The sequence below is a fragment of the Candidatus Baltobacteraceae bacterium genome (assembly GCA_036488875.1).
Classification (GTDB): domain Bacteria; phylum Vulcanimicrobiota; class Vulcanimicrobiia; order Vulcanimicrobiales; family Vulcanimicrobiaceae; genus JAFAHZ01.
On the sequence record DASXGW010000002.1, the window covers coordinates 122096 to 139699 of the forward strand.

20 protein-coding genes, 1 tRNA gene and 1 riboswitch are annotated in these 17604 nt (G+C 63.3%); of the genes, 16 read left to right on the forward strand and 5 right to left on the reverse strand.

Translation table 11 applies throughout. The features are described from left to right. Positions 1-14 precede the first annotated feature (14 nt). Positions 15-503 carry a helix-turn-helix domain-containing protein gene (locus VGG89_03155; protein HEY1975526.1) on the forward strand — a complete coding sequence of 163 codons (489 nt, stop codon included), beginning with the start codon at positions 15-17 and terminating at the stop codon, positions 501-503. Here the strand turns inward: VGG89_03155 and VGG89_03160 are convergent. After that, positions 500-1069, reverse strand: coding sequence for a type 1 glutamine amidotransferase domain-containing protein (locus tag VGG89_03160; GenBank protein HEY1975527.1), 570 nt, complete (start codon positions 1067-1069; stop codon positions 500-502). The two genes, VGG89_03155 and VGG89_03160, sit on opposite strands and share 4 nt — an antisense overlap. A gap of 83 nt (positions 1070-1152) precedes the next feature. On the opposite strand from VGG89_03160, the gene aroC reads away from it, so the two are divergent. The 6 genes from aroC (at position 1153) to VGG89_03190 (ending at position 7472) form a co-directional block, all read left to right on the forward strand. After that, positions 1153-2325, forward strand: a complete 1173-nt coding sequence (gene aroC / locus VGG89_03165; protein ID HEY1975528.1) for a chorismate synthase — start codon at positions 1153-1155, stop codon at positions 2323-2325. Then, positions 2322-2846, forward strand: coding sequence for a shikimate kinase (locus tag VGG89_03170; protein HEY1975529.1), 525 nt, complete (start codon positions 2322-2324; stop codon positions 2844-2846). Before aroC ends, VGG89_03170 begins: the two co-directional genes overlap by 4 nt. After that, the gene (locus VGG89_03175) at positions 2816-3940 is read left to right on the forward strand and encodes a 3-dehydroquinate synthase family protein (GenBank protein ID HEY1975530.1); all 1125 of its coding nucleotides are present in this window, start codon (positions 2816-2818) and stop codon (positions 3938-3940) included. The genes VGG89_03170 and VGG89_03175 overlap by 31 nt, the downstream gene beginning before the upstream one ends. Continuing rightward, positions 3868-6327 (forward strand): primosomal protein N', encoded by a 2460-nt coding sequence (gene priA / locus VGG89_03180; GenBank protein ID HEY1975531.1) that lies wholly within the window; start codon positions 3868-3870, stop codon positions 6325-6327. Before VGG89_03175 ends, priA begins: the two co-directional genes overlap by 73 nt. A gap of 226 nt (positions 6328-6553) precedes the next feature. Continuing rightward, positions 6554-6706 carry a hypothetical protein gene (locus VGG89_03185; GenBank protein HEY1975532.1) on the forward strand — a complete coding sequence of 51 codons (153 nt, stop codon included), beginning with the start codon at positions 6554-6556 and terminating at the stop codon, positions 6704-6706. A 433-nt stretch (positions 6707-7139) separates the two neighbouring features. Continuing rightward, on the forward strand, positions 7140-7472 hold the full coding sequence (locus VGG89_03190; GenBank protein HEY1975533.1) for an STAS domain-containing protein: 333 nt from the start codon (positions 7140-7142) through the stop codon (positions 7470-7472). Between the two features lie 222 nt (positions 7473-7694). Here the strand turns inward: VGG89_03190 and VGG89_03195 are convergent, their stop codons facing one another. From VGG89_03195 to rsgA, 4 genes are all read right to left on the reverse strand, one after another. Continuing rightward, a complete protein-coding gene (locus VGG89_03195) occupies positions 7695-8885 on the reverse strand; it encodes a threonine/serine exporter family protein (protein ID HEY1975534.1) in 1191 nt (396 codons plus the stop codon). Between the two features lie 29 nt (positions 8886-8914). Beyond that, positions 8915-9232 (reverse strand): 30S ribosomal protein S20, encoded by a 318-nt coding sequence (rpsT, locus tag VGG89_03200; protein ID HEY1975535.1) that lies wholly within the window; start codon positions 9230-9232, stop codon positions 8915-8917. Between the two features lie 63 nt (positions 9233-9295). Then, positions 9296-9973 carry a hypothetical protein gene (locus tag VGG89_03205; protein HEY1975536.1) on the reverse strand — a complete coding sequence of 226 codons (678 nt, stop codon included), beginning with the start codon at positions 9971-9973 and terminating at the stop codon, positions 9296-9298. Next, the gene (gene rsgA / locus VGG89_03210) at positions 9970-10851 is read right to left on the reverse strand and encodes a ribosome small subunit-dependent GTPase A (protein HEY1975537.1); all 882 of its coding nucleotides are present in this window, start codon (positions 10849-10851) and stop codon (positions 9970-9972) included. Before rsgA ends, VGG89_03205 begins: the two co-directional genes overlap by 4 nt. A 38-nt stretch (positions 10852-10889) precedes the next feature. On the opposite strand from rsgA, the gene VGG89_03215 reads away from it, so the two are divergent. The 9 genes from VGG89_03215 to VGG89_03255 all read left to right on the forward strand — a co-directional run bounded on the left by VGG89_03215 (position 10890) and on the right by VGG89_03255 (position 17604). Further along, positions 10890-11429 (forward strand): hypothetical protein, encoded by a 540-nt coding sequence (locus tag VGG89_03215; protein ID HEY1975538.1) that lies wholly within the window; start codon positions 10890-10892, stop codon positions 11427-11429. Continuing rightward, a complete protein-coding gene (gene cdaA / locus VGG89_03220) occupies positions 11422-12306 on the forward strand; it encodes a diadenylate cyclase CdaA (GenBank protein HEY1975539.1) in 885 nt (294 codons plus the stop codon). Before VGG89_03215 ends, cdaA begins: the two co-directional genes overlap by 8 nt. Beyond that, positions 12275-12949 carry a CdaR family protein gene (locus tag VGG89_03225; protein HEY1975540.1) on the forward strand — a complete coding sequence of 225 codons (675 nt, stop codon included), beginning with the start codon at positions 12275-12277 and terminating at the stop codon, positions 12947-12949. The genes cdaA and VGG89_03225 overlap by 32 nt, the downstream gene beginning before the upstream one ends. After that, entirely contained in the window at positions 12946-14298 is a 1353-nt protein-coding gene (gene glmM, locus VGG89_03230) for a phosphoglucosamine mutase (GenBank protein ID HEY1975541.1), read from the forward strand. Before VGG89_03225 ends, glmM begins: the two co-directional genes overlap by 4 nt. 50 nt (positions 14299-14348) lie before the next feature. Further along, positions 14349-14489: riboswitch (cyclic di-AMP (ydaO/yuaA leader) on the forward strand. Positions 14490-14605: 116 nt separating this feature from the next. Next, a complete protein-coding gene (locus VGG89_03235; GenBank protein ID HEY1975542.1) occupies positions 14606-15118 on the forward strand; it encodes a C40 family peptidase in 513 nt (170 codons plus the stop codon). Positions 15119-15239: 121 nt separating this feature from the next. Next, positions 15240-15500, forward strand: coding sequence for a hypothetical protein (locus VGG89_03240; protein ID HEY1975543.1), 261 nt, complete (start codon positions 15240-15242; stop codon positions 15498-15500). 33 nt (positions 15501-15533) lie between these two features. Next, a tRNA-Gln gene (locus VGG89_03245) sits at positions 15534-15605 on the forward strand. A gap of 364 nt (positions 15606-15969) precedes the next feature. Continuing rightward, the gene (locus VGG89_03250; protein HEY1975544.1) at positions 15970-16512 is read left to right on the forward strand and encodes a hypothetical protein; all 543 of its coding nucleotides are present in this window, start codon (positions 15970-15972) and stop codon (positions 16510-16512) included. An 819-nt stretch (positions 16513-17331) separates the two neighbouring features. Further along, positions 17332-17604 carry a DUF4242 domain-containing protein gene (locus tag VGG89_03255; protein ID HEY1975545.1) on the forward strand — a complete coding sequence of 91 codons (273 nt, stop codon included), beginning with the start codon at positions 17332-17334 and terminating at the stop codon, positions 17602-17604.

The following is a 17604-nucleotide window of genomic DNA, read 5'->3' on the forward strand; positions in this document are numbered from 1 at the left end:
GCCGCGAAGCGATCGTGGCGACGTTTAACGCGCTCGTGCTTAACGGCCACTACGCGGAGTTGGGCGTACGGGAGCTCGCGCGGAAAGCCGGCGTCGGCCGCTCGACGTTCTACCAGCACTTCGACGACAAGACGGCCCTGCTCGTCGAAGCCATGTATCCGCTGCTTTCCATCGTTGCGAACGCCGCGGCGGGAAATGAAGCGCCCAAGCTGCCCTGGGTTCTCGCCCATTTCGAAGAGCAGCGCGCAAACGCGCTCGAGTTTTTTGCGTCTGCGGAACGCGCGGCCATCGAAAGCGCCGTGACGAAACTCATCGAGCCGCAATTGCCGCGCAGCTCGACTCCACTGCCGCGAGCCACGATCGCTTCGACGCTCTCGCGTACGGCGCTCGGTCTTATCGCCGATTGGCTCGCGGCCGAGCAGCGCGTTGGGGCAGAGGAGCTCGCCGCGGTCGTGACCAGAACGATGCTGGCCTGCCGCAGCGCGCTCCTCGTTACCGGTTAATGCCTAGCGCCGGCGGCCAGCCCTTGCGTCGCGAACAGTTCGATCATGGCGTCGTTGAACTGCGGGATATCGTCGGGCTTGCGGCTGGTCACGATGCGCTCGTCGCGGACGACCGGTTCGTCGACCCAATCGCCGCCGGCGTTGAGGATATCGGTTTTCAGCGAAGGCCACGACGTAACGCGACGGCCGCGCACGATGCCCGTCTCCACGAGCATCCACGGTCCGTGGCAGATCACTGCAATCGGTTTCTTTGCGGTATCGAACGCGCGGACGAAGAGCACCGCCTTGCCGTTCATGCGCAGTACGTCCGGGCTGCGCACGCCGCCGGGGATCAGCAGGGCATCGTACTGCGCCGGATCGGCGTCGGCAAGTGTGACGTCGACCGGAAACGTATCGCCCTTGTCGTCGTGATTGGCAGCCTGCACTTCGTCCTTCTGCGGCGAGACCAACGTCGTTTGCGCTCCCGCTTGCTCCAGAGCGGCGCGCGGTTTCTCCATCTCGACTTGCTCGAATCCGTTTTCCACGAGAATCGCAACGCGGAGTCCGTTTAACGTTTGTTGTGCCATAGCGCTCTCGTACCCGCCATCCCAAGGGCCCCAAAACGGCGCAAGAGTAGCCGCACGGCCGCACGCCGAAGAGGCAAAAACGCATGTTTCGTTACCTGACAGCCGGCGAATCGCATGGGCCGGCGCTCGTCGGCATCCTCGACGGCATCCCCGCGCACCTCAAGCTCGACGTTTCGGCGATCAACGCGACGCTCGCACGCCGCCAGGGCGGCTACGGACGCGGCGCTCGCATGAAAATCGAGCAAGACGAGGTCGAGTTCTTGGCCGGCGTGCGCGGCAGCGAGACGCTTGGGTCGCCGATCGCGGCAATCGTGCGCAACCGCGACCATCTGACGCCGAAGGTTCGGGCGTTGATGGATCCGCTGACGGGCGCCGGCGATCCGTTGACCAATCCGCGGCCGGGTCACGCCGACTTTGCGGGGGCGTTAAAGTACCGGCAGCGCGACTTACGTAACGTCCTCGAGCGCGCGAGTGCGCGCGAAACCGCCATGCGCGTCTGTCTGGGCGCCATCTGCGCGCAGTTTCTCGAAGCGCTCGGCGTCACGACGCGCAGTTACGTGCAACGCATCGGCGCCGTCGAAGCGGACGAACTCGACGATTGGAATCAAGACGACGTCGAAGCGAGCGACGTGCGTTGCCCGCATCCCGAGAGCGCACAGCGCATGATCGACGCCATCGATGCGGCCAAAGCCGCGGGCGACACGCTCGGCGGTCAGTTTATCGTGCGCGTCGACGGTCTGCCGGTCGGCATCGGCAGCAATCGCCAGCCGGAGCAGCGCCTCGACGGAATTCTCGCGGGCGCCGTGATGGGCATGCAAACGGTAAAAGCGGTGGAGATCGGCATGGGGGCCGGCGTCGCGTCGCGGCCGGGTTCGCAAGCGCACGACGTCTTCGCGCTCGCCGGCGACGGCGTGGTTCGCGGCAGCAATCGCGCCGGCGGCATCGAGGGCGGCATGAGCAACGGTCAACCGATTATCGTGCGCGTTTCCGTCAAACCGATTCCGACGCTGATGAAGGCGTTGCCGTCGGTGAACTTGCACGCGCGTACGGACGCGCCGGCGACGATCGTGCGCAGCGACGTGTGCGTCGTTCCCGCGGGAGCGATCGTCGGCGAAGCGATGGTGCGTCTCGCGCTGATGGCGCCGGTTCTCGAGAAGTACGGCGGCGACTCGATGGAGGAAACGCTCGACAATCTGCGCCGCAGCGCGGACGCCGCGGAATCCTTATTCGAAGGGGCGGAAACGGAAAACGTATGAAACGGCATTTGGCACTCGTCGGCTTCATGGCGGCGGGTAAATCCACTATCGGCAAGCGCCTGGCGCGCAAGCTCAAGAGCGCCTTTTACGATATCGACGACGTCGTGGTGCGCGATCATGGCGCGATCTCGGACATTTTTTATAACGAAGGCGAGACGGCGTTCCGGCGCTACGAGAAAGCCGCGCTCGCCGAAGTGCTCGAAAACGGCGAGGCGGGCATCGTCGCGCTCGGCGGCGGCGCCCTGACGATCGAAGAGAACCAAAAACTGCTCAAGAAGCGCGCCTACCGCGTCTTCGTGAAAGTGTCGCCCGAACAAGCGCTGGAACGGATGCGGCGCAGTAAGGTCGTTCGACCGCTGCTCGGGCCCACGCCGGCGCTGAATAAGATCCGCGAGCTGTATACCAAGCGCATGCCGCAATACGCGCATGCCGACTACGTGGTGGAAGTCGACGGGATGACCACCTCGCAGGCCGTCGACGATATCATCGCGTGGCTGCACAAGAAGAAGATTCACCTCTAACGCGGTTGTCGCCGGTCGCCGTCAATCACGATCTCGAGTATCCGATCGCGATCGGCGACCGGTTGCACCTCGAGGCGGCCGAGTTCGCCGCGGCACGGGGCTCGGGTGTCGTGGTCGTCCACGACGCCAACCCGGCCGTTACGGCGATCGCGCGGCGATACGCGCGCGCCATCGGAAAAGATCGCGTCCTGGGTGTCGCCGGATTTGAGCTCGGCGAAAGCCGCAAACGCTTGGCGACCGTGGAGCGCGTGCTCGAACGGCTGGTGCGCTCGGGTGCCGATCGCTCGACGACGATCGTCGGCGTCGGCGGGGGCGTCGCCAGCGACCTCTTCGGATTCGCGGCGGCAACGTACATGCGCGGCGTCGCCTACGCACACGTCGCGACATCGCTGGTCGCAATGGTCGACGCGGCGATTGGCGGAAAGACGGGCGTCGATCTTCCGGCTGGTAAAAATCTCGCCGGCGTCTTCTGCGATCCGGCGGCCGTCTTTTGCGAGGTCTCGGCGCTCTACACGCTGCCGATGCGTTCGGTGCGCGAAGGATTGGCGGAGATCGTCAAAGCCGCAATTATCGAAGGCGACGACCTGTTCGACGGATTGGAAACGCTGTCGGCGCATGGATTTGCGCTTTGGCCGTGGACCGATCTCATTTCGGCGGCCGTCAAGGTGAAGACGGCCATCGTTGCCGACGACCGGCTGGAAGCGGGGATGCGCGAGCTCCTCAACCTCGGGCACACGTTCGCGCATGGGATCGAGCGCGCGTCGGAGTACCGCGTCACCCACGGATCCGCGGTCGCACTGGGATTGCGGGCAGCGGGATTGATGGCTTTGCGTACGGGACGTTTTAGCGAGCGCGAACACCTGCGCGTATTGACCTTACTGGCGCTCTTCGGCATGCCGCTGCGAACGTCGGTCGACGCCGGTGCGATCTACGACGCGATGCTCACCGATAAGAAACGCCGCAACGGCCGGCTGCGCTTCGTCCTGCCGCGCGCCATCGGTGACGTCGAATACGGGGTTGAATGTTCCGATCGCACGGTGCGTTCGGTGCTCGGACGATTGCGGCACGTCCCCGGTTCTGTAAAGGAACGCTGATCATCCGCGTCGTCGACGCGCTTGCGGCGATCCGCTCCTCGCGTTTCGACCTTCCGCTCACCTACGACGCCGGCGATCTCGAGCTCGGCGTCGGCGACGTGGTGCGCGTGCCGCTGGGCAATCGCGACGTGCTCGCGTTCGTGGTGTCGGCCGTTCGCAACGTCGAGCGTACCGAGTCACCGCTCAAGGCAGTGGAGGAAAAACTCCACGTGCCGCGCGCGTTCGACGAGACGGGTCTGCACTTAGCCCGCTTCATCGCCAATCACTACATCTGCACGCTGGGCGAAGCGCTGGGCGCCGCGGTTTTGGCCGGCGCCGTTCCCAGCATGCGCGAGTGGATCGTGCGCGGCGCAGCGCCGGCAGCCGGCCGCTTCGAAAAGGTACCGTCGCGGTTTCTGCGTCTGATTTGGGAAGAGCTGCCGGAGCGCTTTGCCTTCGACGCACTGTTACGCCATCCGGAGGCGCGTCGCAGCGGCGACCGCGGCGCACTGATGCGCCACGTGCAGACGCTCGTGCGCGGCGGAGCGTTGCGGCGCGAGCGCGCCGTCAGTGACGCGAGAACGCGCGAATATCGCATCCGCGTGCTCGAACCGGGCGACGCGGACATCAAAGGGAAGAAGGCGCGGGCGCTGGTCGAGTTCGTGCGCGATCGGGTAAGCGCCGTACCGCGTGCCGACGCGCTCCTGGCGGGGTTCTCAAACGCCGTCATCGCGCGTGCCGTCGCCGCGGGCGCGCTGCGCGAACGGGAGATCGTTCCATCCCGCGAGCGCGCCGCCTCCGTGCCGCCGGACCCGCCGCCGGCCACCGCCGAGCAGCAACGGGCGCTCGATGCCATCGCATCGCTGCTCGAGGCTCCGACGTTCGGCGAAACACTGATGTACGGGGTCACGGGCAGCGGCAAGACCTACGTCTACATCGAGACGATCAAACGCGTCGTGCGCGAAGGCGGCCGCGCCATCGTGCTCGTGCCGGAGATCTCGCTGACGCCCCAAACCGCGCGACAGTTCGAAGCCGTCTTCGGCGAGCGCGTCGCCGTGCTGCACTCGGCCCTATCGGAACGCGAGCGGTTCGATGCGTGGCAAGCGTGCGTCGCGGGCGAGATCGACGTCGTGGTCGGTGCGCGCAGCGCAGTGTTCGCGCCGCTGCGTGACGTGCGGCTGCTCGTCGTCGACGAAGCGCACGAGTCGTCGTACAAACAAGACAGCGTCCCGCGCTATCACGCGGTCGCCGTTGCCCGCGAGCGGATGCGGCGTGAAGGCGGGGTGCTGGTGCTTGGAAGCGCTACGCCCTCGGTCGAAAGCTTCGCTGCGGCAAAAGCCGGTAAAATCGGTCTGATCGAGCTGCGCGAACGCGCGACCAAACTGCCGCTGCCCGCGGTTCGTGTGGTCGACTTGACTCAAGAGTTCGAGTCGGGGAACCGCGGCATCTTTGCCGCGCCGCTCGTACAGGCACTTGCCGAGCGTTTCGAGCGGAACGAACAATGCGTGCTGCTCGTCAACCGCCGTGGAAGCGCGGGTTTCGTGCTTTGCCGCAGCTGCGGCGGCGTCCCCGAGTGTCCGCGCTGCAGCGTCGCGCTGGCCTCGCATCGCAGCGAAGGGCTGCTGCGATGCCACTACTGCGATTATCAAATGCCGATTCCAAAGCGGTGTCCGCAATGTACGATGGAAACGATCAAGGAGTTCGGCGTCGGTACGGAGCGCGTCGCCGAAGAAGTCGCGCGGTTGTTTCCGCGGGCGCGCGTCGTGCGGATGGACTCCGACACGACGACGCGCGTCGGCGATCACGCGCGACTCCTTCGTACGTTTGAAGAAGAAGGCGACGTGCTGGTCGGCACGCAGATGGTTGCTAAAGGGCTCGATTATCCCAACGTGACCTTGGCGGCGGTCGTTGCGGCGGATCTCGGTTTACATCTGCCCGATTTTCGCGCGGCGGAGCGGAGCTTCGCGTTGATCGCCCAGGTTTGCGGCCGCAGCGGCCGCGCGCGCGAAGGGGAGGCCATCGTGCAGACGTACTCGCCGTCCCATCCGGCGATCGTCCATGCCGCGACACACGATTACGACGGCTTCGCGGCGCGCGAACTCGAGGAACGCGCCGAGCTGGGTTTTCCGCCGTCGCGCCGGCTGATCTATCTCGGCGTTATCGGACGCAGCCGCACGCGCACGCACGAGGTCGCCGCACGGTACGTCACGCTCCTGCACGACGCGGTCGAAGGAGAAGTGCTGGGACCTTCACCCTATCCCGTCGCGCGCGTCAACGCGGAGTGGCGCTTTCGCGTGGCGATCAAGTCGCGTAAACCGGCGGCGGCGCGTGCCGCGATTCGGGAGCGCGTGCTTCCGATCGCGCGCGCCGAACGAGAAACGCGGCTGGCGATCAACGTCGATCCGTAACCGGTCGCTCTTCCGCTTGCTTTACGGCAAGCCCGATTCGGGATACGGTGAAGATACGCGCAATTTGCTTAGAAAGAGACCACCTATGATTAAATGGCGCTTGGCTAGCATGGCCTTCGTTATGTCGTCATCGCTGATATTTGGAGCGGCCCCGGGCTGGGCAGGCTCGATGGGCAACGGCACAGCGGGAGGCGGTTTTCCTCAGTACAGGTTCCACGCAGACGCAGTGAAGGGCTGTAAAGGCGACACCGTCGTCTGGGGGAGTGCCGCGCACAGAGGAGTCTACTACGTCGATGGTGTCGGACCCGAGCGCATCGGCGGTTTCTATGCGTGCAAGTCCGATGTAAAAAAGGCCGGCTACACGCTCGTCGAGAGCTAGGGCGGCTTTATTGCAACCAACGTCAGCCTCCACCGTCCATGCCGCCCCGCATTTGCGCTCCCATTGGCGTTGTTTTGACGCAAGGCTCGCAACGCAGCGGGCCCGATCGCTCGCCGCTATCCGAGTCGGACTCAGTGGCGACGTCGGCGTCATCGATCGTCGAGCTGCATTGTTTCCGGCCCTTGTGCGGCTTAGCTTCGCACTCTTTACTGGGACAGGCGCAAGGAATGTCTGCCATGGAGTCTCCTTTAGGCGCGGAGCCGCTGGCCTTAACTTTCCCGGCGCGAAAGTGGACTACGCGGTTCGATAACGCTCTATTATCGGTAGCGTTCGGGCGCCCTCGATCGCGGTTGACACTGGGTTGGTTGCCGGCCAGGCGGGTATAATGGCGACCAGGGGCCTGTTTTCTAAAAGTGGTGGAGGTTACGCAGTCATGGCGCACTTCGTTGTGTTCGCCGGTGAGTATGACTTGGCGCGCAAGGCCCAACTTCGGAAAGACCTGAGCCGCCTGGGCTCTGCACAAGAACTCGTGCTTGATGTGTCCGAAGTAACATTTATAGATTCCACGTTCATCTCCGAACTGATGTCGCTAGAGAAAGCGCGCCGGAGAAAAGGGTTCCCCAGAATCACGGTTGTAGCGCCGCCCAAGTCTCTGGTCAGAAAGCTTTTCCGAGTGACGGGAATCGTCGCCCAACTAAATGTTGTGGACGCTTGCTCTAATCCGAATGACGGCTCGGTGGGCTCGACAATAGTTGAGTATCTCTAACGCGCGCGATATCCAGTCGGAACGCGGCCAAAACTACGGGCAGCGGGTTTAACGGTGCCGGCTAGGGGAGAAAAGCAGACGTGCGCGATCACCAATTTCGTAAATTCGTTAGGTTGGGCTTTGCGCTTGTCGGGGCCTATTTTGCATGTCGACAAGTCGTGCGAGCGTTTAAGGCGCTCTAAGCGCACCTCAGAACGATTGCAAGCGGAAGAGTCATCTGCACTATCGGTATCGACCCGCGCGTTTCACGCGCAAGGTAGAAGCCGGCAGCAACAACTGCGAGAGCAGCAATCCGGCGACGAGTTGAATTGCGGCGAACAGCGCGTTTGCTCCGAGAGTCAACGCGGTGTTGAGGTTGGCTTGAAAAGCGAAGAGTACGCTCTCATAGCTCAAGCTTCCGGGAACCAGGACCAGCAATGCCGGCACGAGCATGATCGCCTGCGGTACGCGCAAATAGCGGGCGCCGAGATTGGCGACGATGCCGACGATGAATGCGGCCAGGAATGCGGACACGGCATGAGCGGACGTCGCGCCGAGCACGTGAGTGGCCAGCAGCGCCATGAAGCTCGCGCCGAAGACCCACGCAAAATCGCGAATGCGCGCGTCGAGCTCGATCGACAGGCCCACCGCCAGGCAGACCGATGCGACGAACCACCAGGTCGCGCTCACCGGATGCGGCTGCACGTTGCCCGTCGACAGCAGCCACGGCATGATTGCCAGCGCCAAAAACGCGCCGACGCCGAGCGCGAGTAAAACCGACAGCACCTTGCCCAGACGTGCCACACCCGCAACCAGGAAATCGTTGGCGAGTTCGTGGAGCGCAAGGGTCAACGAGTAGCCGGGCAGCAAGACGACGATGCCCGCGACGATCGACACGTAGACGTTGGTCGGGCCGACGAAACGCACGAATAGTCCGACGATAACGGTGCCGAGAAAGGCCGCGATGACGTCGAAGAGCCGCGCGACGAGCGGTAGATTCAGCGAAAGTGCGACGAGCAGGCCGGTGACCAGTCCGATGAGCGCCGAGACGACGATCTCGTTAGTACCGCCGCCCAAAATGAGCGCCACGCCGAGCGCGATGAGTCCCAATGCCGGAACTTCAAACCACGGCGATAATCCGGGCCACCGGGTATCGACTTCGGCAACCAGTTGCGCCGCGTGCGCGTAGTCGAAATCGTCGCGCCGCAGCGCGTCGTAGATTTCGTTGAGCAACGCGATCTTGCGCAAACTGATGCGGCCCGGTTCGAGCCGCATGTTGACGGTGCGCTGATCCCAATCGGGACCGATGCTGATCGAAATGTTCGTGGGAAGCGCGAAAATCTGCGCCTGAAGGCCGATCGTGCGCGCGAGATCGCTGAGCGTCTGCTCGATCGCGTCGGTCGCAATGCCGGCGCGATGGAGCTCACGCGCCATCGTGGTGAGGAAGAGTTCGCGCGGGTCGGTCAGGCTTTGCGCGCCGGCTTCTTCGCGGCAGATTTCGCGGGCTTCGCGGCTTTCTTCGCCGGTTTGCTCGGCGTAGAGGCGGCTTTGCGCATCGCTTTGGCGAGACGAGATTTCTTGCGGGCAGCCTTGTTCGGGTGGATGATCCCCTTGCTCGCCGCTTTATCGTAGGCCGCCTCGACCGTCTTCGCGGCGTCCGCGTCGGCACCAGCGGCGGTTTTCTTGTACATGGTCTTCAACCGGCTCTTGGCGTCGCGATTGCGCGTTTCGCGTTTCTCGGACTGGCGGGACCATTTTTCGGCGGCTTTGATATTGGGCAAAACGGGCTCCTCTAACGGCTCGGTGACAACGGCCAGTAGTATATCAGCCGCCCTAGCGCGTGTCTAGGACGGTGCCGGGCTTTCCTTAATACGGATCAATGCGACGCCGGTCCCGATCAGCCAGATCGTCGACGGAATGCCCCCGAGCAGGATGGTCGTCAGGCCGGTCGGCGCCAGGTTGCCGCCGTCGAAGAAGATGCTGAAGGCGGCGACGGCGGCGGTGAAGGCCGCAAAATAGCCCAGGAGGACGAGCGCGTCGGGGGCGGAGTGGTGCCGGCGCATGCTGTGCGCCGCCGCAAAGAGGAAGACCGCGACGGGCGCCCAGCCCAACCCCGAGCTCAGAAAGACGAAGGCTACGTAGACGGCGGAGAGGCCGTCGGCGATGTAGATACGCGCCGGCGGATACGCGAGCGCCGACTGCAGGAACGCCGTGACGAACGCGACGGTCACGACGACGATTCCGGCACCGAATGCAAATCCGGGCAGGCCTTCCTGACGGCCGGGAGCCTCCCGCAAATACGATCGCAATCCGACCAAAAACCACAAAAAGAACGCGGCCGCGGGAAAGAAGAGCCACGCGCTCCACAACAGCGGCAGACGATGGGCGGCGATGTAGGCCGCTTGCGCGGACGGCGACGTCGTGATGTCGGGAAGTTGTCCCAGCAGCCCCGTCGACACAACCACCAAAACGATAAAGCAGAGCACCGACCAGCCGGCGGAGCGTTCGGCGTGCACGTTCATGAAGGACCCCCCTGTGCGATTCTCGCGAAGCTGGCGTAGCGGCTCTGCGCGATCGTGCCGGATTCGACGGCGTCGCGTACCGCACACCCCGGCTCTTGCAGATGCGTGCAGTCGCTGAACCGGCAATGCAATGCGGGCTCGCGCATCTCACGAAAGGTCTCGGCGAGGTCGCGCGGCGCGATCGCTCCGAGGCCGAACTCGTTGACGCCTGGACTGTCGATCAGAAAGCCGTCGCTGCGCCGATAGAGCCGTGCGGTAGTCGTCGTTTGCCGTCCCATTCCGTGGCGCGAGAGATCGCCGACGACGCTCTCGCCGCCCAACGCGCGAAAGATCGTGCTCTTTCCAACGCCCGAAATACCGCACAATAGCGCGTGACGTCCGTGCAAGAACGCGCGAAGCGCTTCGACGTTCTCGCCACGCTTCGGATTGGCAACGATCGTGGGATACTCGAGCGCGGCGTACGTGTCGACGAGCCGTTGTTGATCTTCGGGCGCGGCCAAATCGGGTTTGGTGAAAACGACGGCGGCCGCGATACCTTCGAGCTCGGCGAAGGCGAGCAGCTGATCGAGCGTATTCGTTCGCGGCGCCGGATTCGCGAGCGCGGTCACGGTAATCAGCGTATCGACGTTAGCCGCCATCGTCTTGGAGCGCCCCTCGACCGTGCGGCGCTCGAGCGCGAACGTGCGCGGCTCGATCCGATCGACGACCGCTCGGTCGTCTTCCAAGATACGCACGTGGACGACGTCGCCGGGCACCGGCATAAAGCGTTTTCCGGTCATCCGCCGCAGCTGGGCGATGCGCGTATCCGTTTCGCCGTCCACGGAGATCCACGCCGAATTTCTGCCGGTCGCAACGACCAGCGCTTTCTTCAAATCCAAGCGGATTGCGTTGCGGCGGCGCCTAACGATGAACGCACGTGAACTTCCAAACGGTAAGCTTTGGCCGCGAAGCGACGGCGGCCGAGCGCGACGACGTCGAAACGGCCGTTCGCGCCCGCGGCGGTTCGGTAGCGTGGCGATCGAGCGCACGCGCCGGACGCACGTACGGGCTCGTCGGCCTGCCCGCCGGCGAACTGGCAACGGCAATCGGCACGGCGACCGTGCACGATACGGCGATCATCGCTCTTGCTGTTTACCCTGTGGCCGCCGAAGCCTTGCCGTTGGTTCGGGATGCGCTCGCCGGTGCCGGGCGGCCGTCGGGCGTCATCGGCGCGTGGAGTTGCGACGGCGGCGTCGTCGTCGAGTGGGATCCGCGGCGTACGGCAGCGGCGGCGATTTACGATCTCGTCGACGTCGAGCTGCGGCGTTTCGGCGGCGGACGCACGGCCGAGCTGCTCGCGCCGTTGCCCGACGACCTGGTCGCGCGCGTGGCGTCGGAGGGTCTTCAGGCTCCGGAGATCGCGCCGGACCGTCAGCTCGAGACGCTCGTGAAACGAACCGGACTCGCCGATGGTTAACGAAATTCTTTCGTACGTCGGTATCACCGACGTCATCGACATCATCGCGACCAGCATCGTCATCTACTATTTCATTCTACTGATTCGCGGAACGCGTGCGGTCCAGATCTTGCTGGGCTTCTTCGTGCTGCTCGGGTTGCTCGGCTTGGCCAACGTGCTGCACTTCTTTTTGCTGCGCACGATTCTGCAGCTGATCGTCGTTGCCGTCGCCGTTGCGATTCCGATCGTCTTCCAACCGGAGCTGCGGCGGGCGCTCGAACAGATCGGGCGCGGCGGTCTCTTCCGCATGGACGCCGAGATCGGCGGAACGCGTCCCGAAGACCGCGCGATTGCGGCTCTCGCACACGCGGCCTTCCTGCTCTCGCGAAGCCGTCTCGGCGGCCTGATCGTCATCGAGCAGCAGAGCGGACTCAAAGAGTTCTGCGATACGGGAACCATGCTGGAAGCGCAGCTTTCGGCCGAGCTGCTGTTGGCGATCTTCATGCCCCGTTCGCCGCTTCACGACGGTGCCGTAATCGTGCGCGAGAATCTCATCGAAGCAGCGGGCTGCTTCTTGCCCCTCGCGGAGCTGTCGCTGGGAAGAGATCGCATGGGCACGCGGCATCGCGCGGCGATCGGACTCTCCGAGCAAACCGACGCGGTGGTGGTCGTGGTGTCCGAAGAGACCGGCGCGATTACGATCGCGCGCGACGGCAAGCTCTCGCGGCCGGTCGAAGAAGAGAACCGCCTCGCGAAGATGCTGCTTGCCGTCACGCGACCGCCGCGCACCGAACGGCGACTGCCCAACGACCTCGTGTCGCATCTCCGCTCGCGTTTGGTGTCGCCGCGCCGGCGTCAGGACTCACGTGCAGATCATCCGCAAGAACTTCGGACTTAAACTTCTGTCGTTCGTGCTGGCGATCGTCGGGTGGGCGTATTTTCGCTTCGCTACCAATCCGATCGTCGCCGCAGCGCATTTCAATCAGCAGCTGTCGTTACCGATCACGCAGATGAACCTGGCACCGGGACTCCTCGTGCACTACACGGATACCAACGCGGTGGTGACAGTCGATCGAAAACCCGGCGCGCCGGCGATACGGCCGGACGAGATTCGCGCCGTACTGGACCTGTCGAATAAGGGGCCGGGCGTCTATAACATTCCGATTCAGCTGGTCGCGCCGGACGTCGCCGTGCAAAGCCTCAGCCCCGCATCGGTGACTTTGTCGATCGAGCGCAACGAGGAGCGGGCGTTCACGATCGTCGTGCACTACGTTGGGGCTCAGCCCGGCGTCGTCGTCGCCGATCAGCAGATTCGGCCGAACGCGGTGACGGTGCAAGGCCCCAGCTCGATCCTCTCGCAGGTAACGGCGGTTCGCGTCGACGTGGTGCTCCCGGCCGCGCCCCTCAACGCCGATGAGTCGCTGCGCCCGCAACCGGTCAACGCCATGGGAAGCGAAGTCTCCGGATTGCAAGTCGCTCCGGACCTCGTGCGCGTCGAAACGAAGTTTGCGGCCGCGCGCGGTGCTGGAGCGCATCGATGAGCCGGCTGTTCGGAACCGACGGCGTACGCGGCGTCGCCAATCGCGATCTGACGCCCGAGCTCTGCTTTCAAATCGGACGCGCCGGCGCGAGCGTGGTCGCGCGCCATCCCGGTCCAATAATTATCGGGCGCGACACGCGACTGTCCGGATCGATGCTCGAAGCCGCGATTGTCGCGGGAATCACGTCGGTAGGGCGCGACGCCGTGAGCTTGGGCATCGTTCCGACGCCGGCCGTCGCCTGCGTCACGCGCCGCGAAAACGCCGCGGCCGGCGTAGTCATCAGCGCGTCGCACAACCCCATCGACGACAACGGCGTAAAGTTCTTCGGCCCCGACGGTTTCAAGCTGTCGGACGAAATGGAGAGCGAGATCGAGTCGCTGGTGAACTCGCCGACGCTCGCGCGGCCGACCGGAACCGGCGTGGGCGCCGCGCAGCTGGCGCAGAATCTCGGGCGTCACTACTACGACGAACTGTACTCGAGCGGCGCCGATCTGCGCGGGTTGCACGTCGTCGTCGACGGCGCCTACGGCGCGGCCTACGCGGTGGCGCCCTACGCCTTGCGCAAACTGGGCGCCGACGTCATCGAAATCAATTGCGAAAACGACGGTGCGCGTATCAACGTCGACTGTGGGGCGACCGATTTGCGCCCGCTGCAAGCTGCGGTTCGCGAGTGTTTGGATCGGGGCAACGAACGCGTCGTCGGCGTCGCGTTCGACGGCGATGCGGACCGGGTGCTGTTTGTGGACGAAACGGCGAAAGTCGTCAGCGGCGACCACGTGATGTTTGCGATCGCACGCGATATGCAAAGGCGCGGCGAGCTCAGCGGCAACGCGATCGTGGGCACGGTGATGAGCAACATCGGTTTCGAACGCGCGCTGCGCGCGCACGGCATCGGTCTGGTGCGCGCCGCGGTCGGTGACCGCTACGTGCTCGAGCAGATGCGCGCCGGTGGTTATGCGCTCGGTGGCGAGCAATCGGGGCACGTCATCGATTTTCGGCGGAATACGACCGGCGACGGTCCGATGACGGCCGTAACGGTGTTAGGCATCGTCGCGGCAACGGCAGCGCGGCTGCACGATCTGGTTTCCGAAGTGGTCGTGGCACCGCAAGTGCTCATCAACGTGCGGACGCCGCGAAAAGACGTGCTGGAGCGGCCGGAAATTCGCGACGCGATCGCCGCCTCCGAGCGGGCCCTGGCCGGGGTTGGAAGGCTCCTCATACGCCCGTCCGGAACCGAGCCGCTTATCCGAGTCATGGCGGAAGGGGACGACCGGAACCAGGTGGAGCAGGTGGCTGCTCGCCTTGCCTCCCGGATCGAGGAGGAGATCGGGCGCTTAACCCAAACCTAATCCGCCGTAGCTCAGGGGACCCGGTCGGGTCCCGATATATACACTACGCCTGCACAAGAACACTGAATCGGCCCCGGATAGGGCCGAGCGGGGGAGATCTCGGTAGGGGTGAGTGAGCCGGTCCGGCTCTAGGGCGCATCTTTCAGCCCGAACCCGTCAACTAACCTCGCAAGTGTTGTGAAAGAGGAGCCGTTTCTTGCGTCATGCGTTAGCTGCTGGGGCTTTTGCCCTTTTGATCGCTGCATCAGGCGCGATCGCCAAGGCTGACTCACCTACCACTACGTCGCCCGATTATTCTGAATCGGCGATGACTCAGTCCGTCGGAACTCAGGCCGCAAGTCCTGACGTCGCCGAGTGGACGTCGCATTTGGTCATTTCAGCGCCGCGCCGCGAACGCGGCGGCTTCGGCCGCTTTGCCGGCGGCATCCTGGCGCGCACCTCGAAGCTTGCGCAAACCCTGACGCGCAGCGCGCTGCGCTTCCTGGGCACGCCGTACGTCTTCGGCGGAGACAGCGCGTCGGGTTTTGACTGCTCGGCGTACGTGCAGCACGTTTTTGCCATGATCGGCATTTCGTTGCCGCGCACGGCCGATGCCCAGTACGACGTAGGCCGCCCCGCCGTGGGTGGACCGCGTCCGGGCGATCTGGTCTTCTTCCAGACGTACACCTACGGGCCGTCCCACGTCGGGATCTATTTGGGTAAGGGGAAGTTCGTCCACGCCAGTTCCAGCCACGGCGTGATGGTTAGTAACCTTTCGGAATCCTATTGGGCGGCGCGCTATCTCGGCGCAAAACGCCTCATCGCCTCCAACGGTAAATAATCAGCCTACACGCGCCGACGACGAGGCTCGCCTCGTCGCCGTCGCGTACGTGGTTTGGCCGCTCGCTTTATACGAGGTGGTCGCGCCACGTGCCGACTGCTCGTCGTGGTACCGGTTTCACATGCGTCAAGCCCTCTGGTTCGGCCTCGAGGCCGGCGTTATTGGGTTCGTCGCATTGGTATGGCCGCTGCTCGCGAGCTTTTTGATTTCCAACGTGACGGCCATGATTTGGGTCTACGTCTTCGCCATGATCGTCGATCTGGCGCTGTTCGTCTGGTGGATGCTCATAGCCGCGCGGTACGGCCGGCGCGCCGGCAGCGGCCAGCTTTTCGACGTGCCGTGGGTGGTGCGCTTGACAGGGGCCTCGTCCCAAAAGCGATAATCAGGGGCGTCGCGCCGGACGGGCGTAGCACAATGGGGCGTAGCCAAGTGGTAAGGCAACGGACTTTGACTCCGTCATGCGATGGTTCGAATCCATCCGCCCCAGCTTTCTTGTTAGGCGCCACGCCTTTGCCAGCACACTGAAAGAGTTCCCCAGCCGCGCAACGATTAACGCGGCTTCAGTTGCATCCCTTAACGCGCGCCAAGGCCTCGCTCCGCCTACAATCCGCCAGGAGTAGAATCCCGGACGGGTCGCGTCATGGAGTTATCCACAGGATATTCGCATGCAATCCCCACGAGGGGATCTCGCAATGCCTAATAGTTCACACGCGGCACTAACTCAAGTGGACGGGCAACATCATAGAGTTTTCCCAAGGTACGAGTGATGTGTTATAATAGGCACTCAGGCGGCCGCTGAATAAAGCCCATAGCGGCAGCGACGTCGGCGTACCAAAAGGGGGTGCCATGCGATGGTCGAGGATGCAATCAAGGAACTAGATTCCATGAAAGGTGTCATGGAGAGTCTTGCACAGCTAAGTGATGATTCCGCCAGAAGGGTCTTAGTGTGGGTCTGCGAACGCTATGACTTGGCGCCGGCGGCGAAGCGTAAGATCGCTTTCCGAGGTGCTGACGCAGACGCCAGTATCGAGGAATTTCAAGACTTAGCCAGCTTATACGCCGCCGCGGCACCTAAGACCGAGACCCAAAAAGTACTCGTAGCGGGCTACTTCTTCCAAAAAATTAAAGGAAATTCTGATCTCGATTCGGGCTTGCTTAATCGTGAGCTTCGTCATCTCGGTCATTCCATTAGCAACATCACATCGGCCTTTTCAAGCTTGATGAAGCAAAAGCCGCAGCTTGCGATCCAAACTCATAAAACGGGCGCTAGCCGCCAGGGGCGCAAGAAGTACCGTCTGACGGTCGCGGGCTTAAGCTCCGTAGAAAACCTGCTGGGGCGGGCAGGGGACGGGTTCAACGGCGGGGCTTTGGTCGATGAAGAAGCCGCAGAGTGAAGTAGCCGTACGGGCGGCTTTGGTAAATTCGGTCGCGCCCGATCTGATAGACGAATTTCTCCGCCACTTTGCCCAGCTACGGTCCGACGTGGTGACGCAAACCCTCGAGCGCGCGTCGGCTGGCAAAGTGGTGGAGACGTTTGTGCAGATCTTGCAATGGGTGGAGCGAGGGTCGTACGAGGCAAACCCCGACGTCAATTCGTATCTACGGTCCGTCGAGACCAGAGCAGGATTAGACGAAGGACTACGCATTTGTGGCTGTCGGCTAGCTCGGGCAATGTATTCCATTCGCAACAAGCGCGATATTGCGCATACGTCCACCGTCAAAGCGAGCCTGGGGGACCTGCAGCTCCTGTACTCATGTGCCCGGTGGCTGCTAACGGAGCTCTTACGAACCTTAGGTAAGTGTTCAATTCGCGAAGCAGAAACTCTAACGGATTGCTACGTTGGTCGGATTTCCCCGCTGGTGGATCGCTCGGAGCAGAAGGTGCTTCTGCTCGCCGACGTGACGGCCACAGAGGAGATATTACTCCGCCTTCACCACAGCTATCCAGATGCTGTTTCCATCGAGGACATTTGCCAATCTTTGGATCGACGGAAGAGCGCTTCCGTAAGGCGTCTAGTTCAGAGGCTTTGGGCGCAGCGAGATATTGAGGGTAGTAAAGGAGACGGGTATCGTCTTACAGATAAGGGTCTATCTCGCGTGGGTGACATTCTAAGGCGCGTGGCATAGACGCCTGACACCGAGTTACGGACATTTGGCGCCCTAACTATTTAACAAACCTCGGGTAACGACATCGTACCTAGAAGGAGCCAACCATGCCGAAATACGTCATCGAGCGGGAGATTCCGGGTGCCGGCAAACTGTCGGCCGACGAGCTGAAAGCGATTTCGCAGAAGTCGTGCGGTGTACTTCAGGATCTCGGGCCGCAAATTCAATGGGTGCAGAGCTTCGTGACCGGCGACAAAATCTATTGCGTCTACATCGCCCCGAACGAAGGGATGGTGCTCGAGCACGCAAAGCAGGGCGGATTTCCTGCAAATCGCGTCTCGGAAGTCAAAGCCGTCATCGATCCGACGACGTCGGAGTAA

What these genes read in the sequence shown, in the direction of transcription:
- VGG89_03160 (HEY1975527.1), bottom strand. Translation starts at nt 1,069, where the DNA reads ATGGCACAACAAACGTTAAACGGACTCCGCGTTGCGATTCTCGTGGAA.
- aroC (HEY1975528.1), top strand. Translation starts at nt 1,153, where the DNA reads ATGTTTCGTTACCTGACAGCCGGCGAATCGCATGGGCCGGCGCTCGTC.
- VGG89_03170 (HEY1975529.1), top strand. Translation starts at nt 2,322, where the DNA reads ATGAAACGGCATTTGGCACTCGTCGGCTTCATGGCGGCGGGTAAATCC.
- priA (HEY1975531.1), top strand. Translation starts at nt 3,868, where the DNA reads ATGTTCCGATCGCACGGTGCGTTCGGTGCTCGGACGATTGCGGCACGT.
- VGG89_03190 (HEY1975533.1), top strand. Translation starts at nt 7,140, where the DNA reads ATGGCGCACTTCGTTGTGTTCGCCGGTGAGTATGACTTGGCGCGCAAG.
- VGG89_03195 (HEY1975534.1), bottom strand. Translation starts at nt 8,885, where the DNA reads ATGGCGCGTGAGCTCCATCGCGCCGGCATTGCGACCGACGCGATCGAG.
- VGG89_03205 (HEY1975536.1), bottom strand. Translation starts at nt 9,973, where the DNA reads ATGAACGTGCACGCCGAACGCTCCGCCGGCTGGTCGGTGCTCTGCTTT.
- cdaA (HEY1975539.1), top strand. Translation starts at nt 11,422, where the DNA reads ATGGTTAACGAAATTCTTTCGTACGTCGGTATCACCGACGTCATCGAC.
- glmM (HEY1975541.1), top strand. Translation starts at nt 12,946, where the DNA reads ATGAGCCGGCTGTTCGGAACCGACGGCGTACGCGGCGTCGCCAATCGC.
- VGG89_03235 (HEY1975542.1), top strand. Translation starts at nt 14,606, where the DNA reads ATGACTCAGTCCGTCGGAACTCAGGCCGCAAGTCCTGACGTCGCCGAG.
- VGG89_03240 (HEY1975543.1), top strand. Translation starts at nt 15,240, where the DNA reads ATGCGTCAAGCCCTCTGGTTCGGCCTCGAGGCCGGCGTTATTGGGTTC.
- VGG89_03250 (HEY1975544.1), top strand. Translation starts at nt 15,970, where the DNA reads ATGGTCGAGGATGCAATCAAGGAACTAGATTCCATGAAAGGTGTCATG.
- VGG89_03255 (HEY1975545.1), top strand. Translation starts at nt 17,332, where the DNA reads ATGCCGAAATACGTCATCGAGCGGGAGATTCCGGGTGCCGGCAAACTG.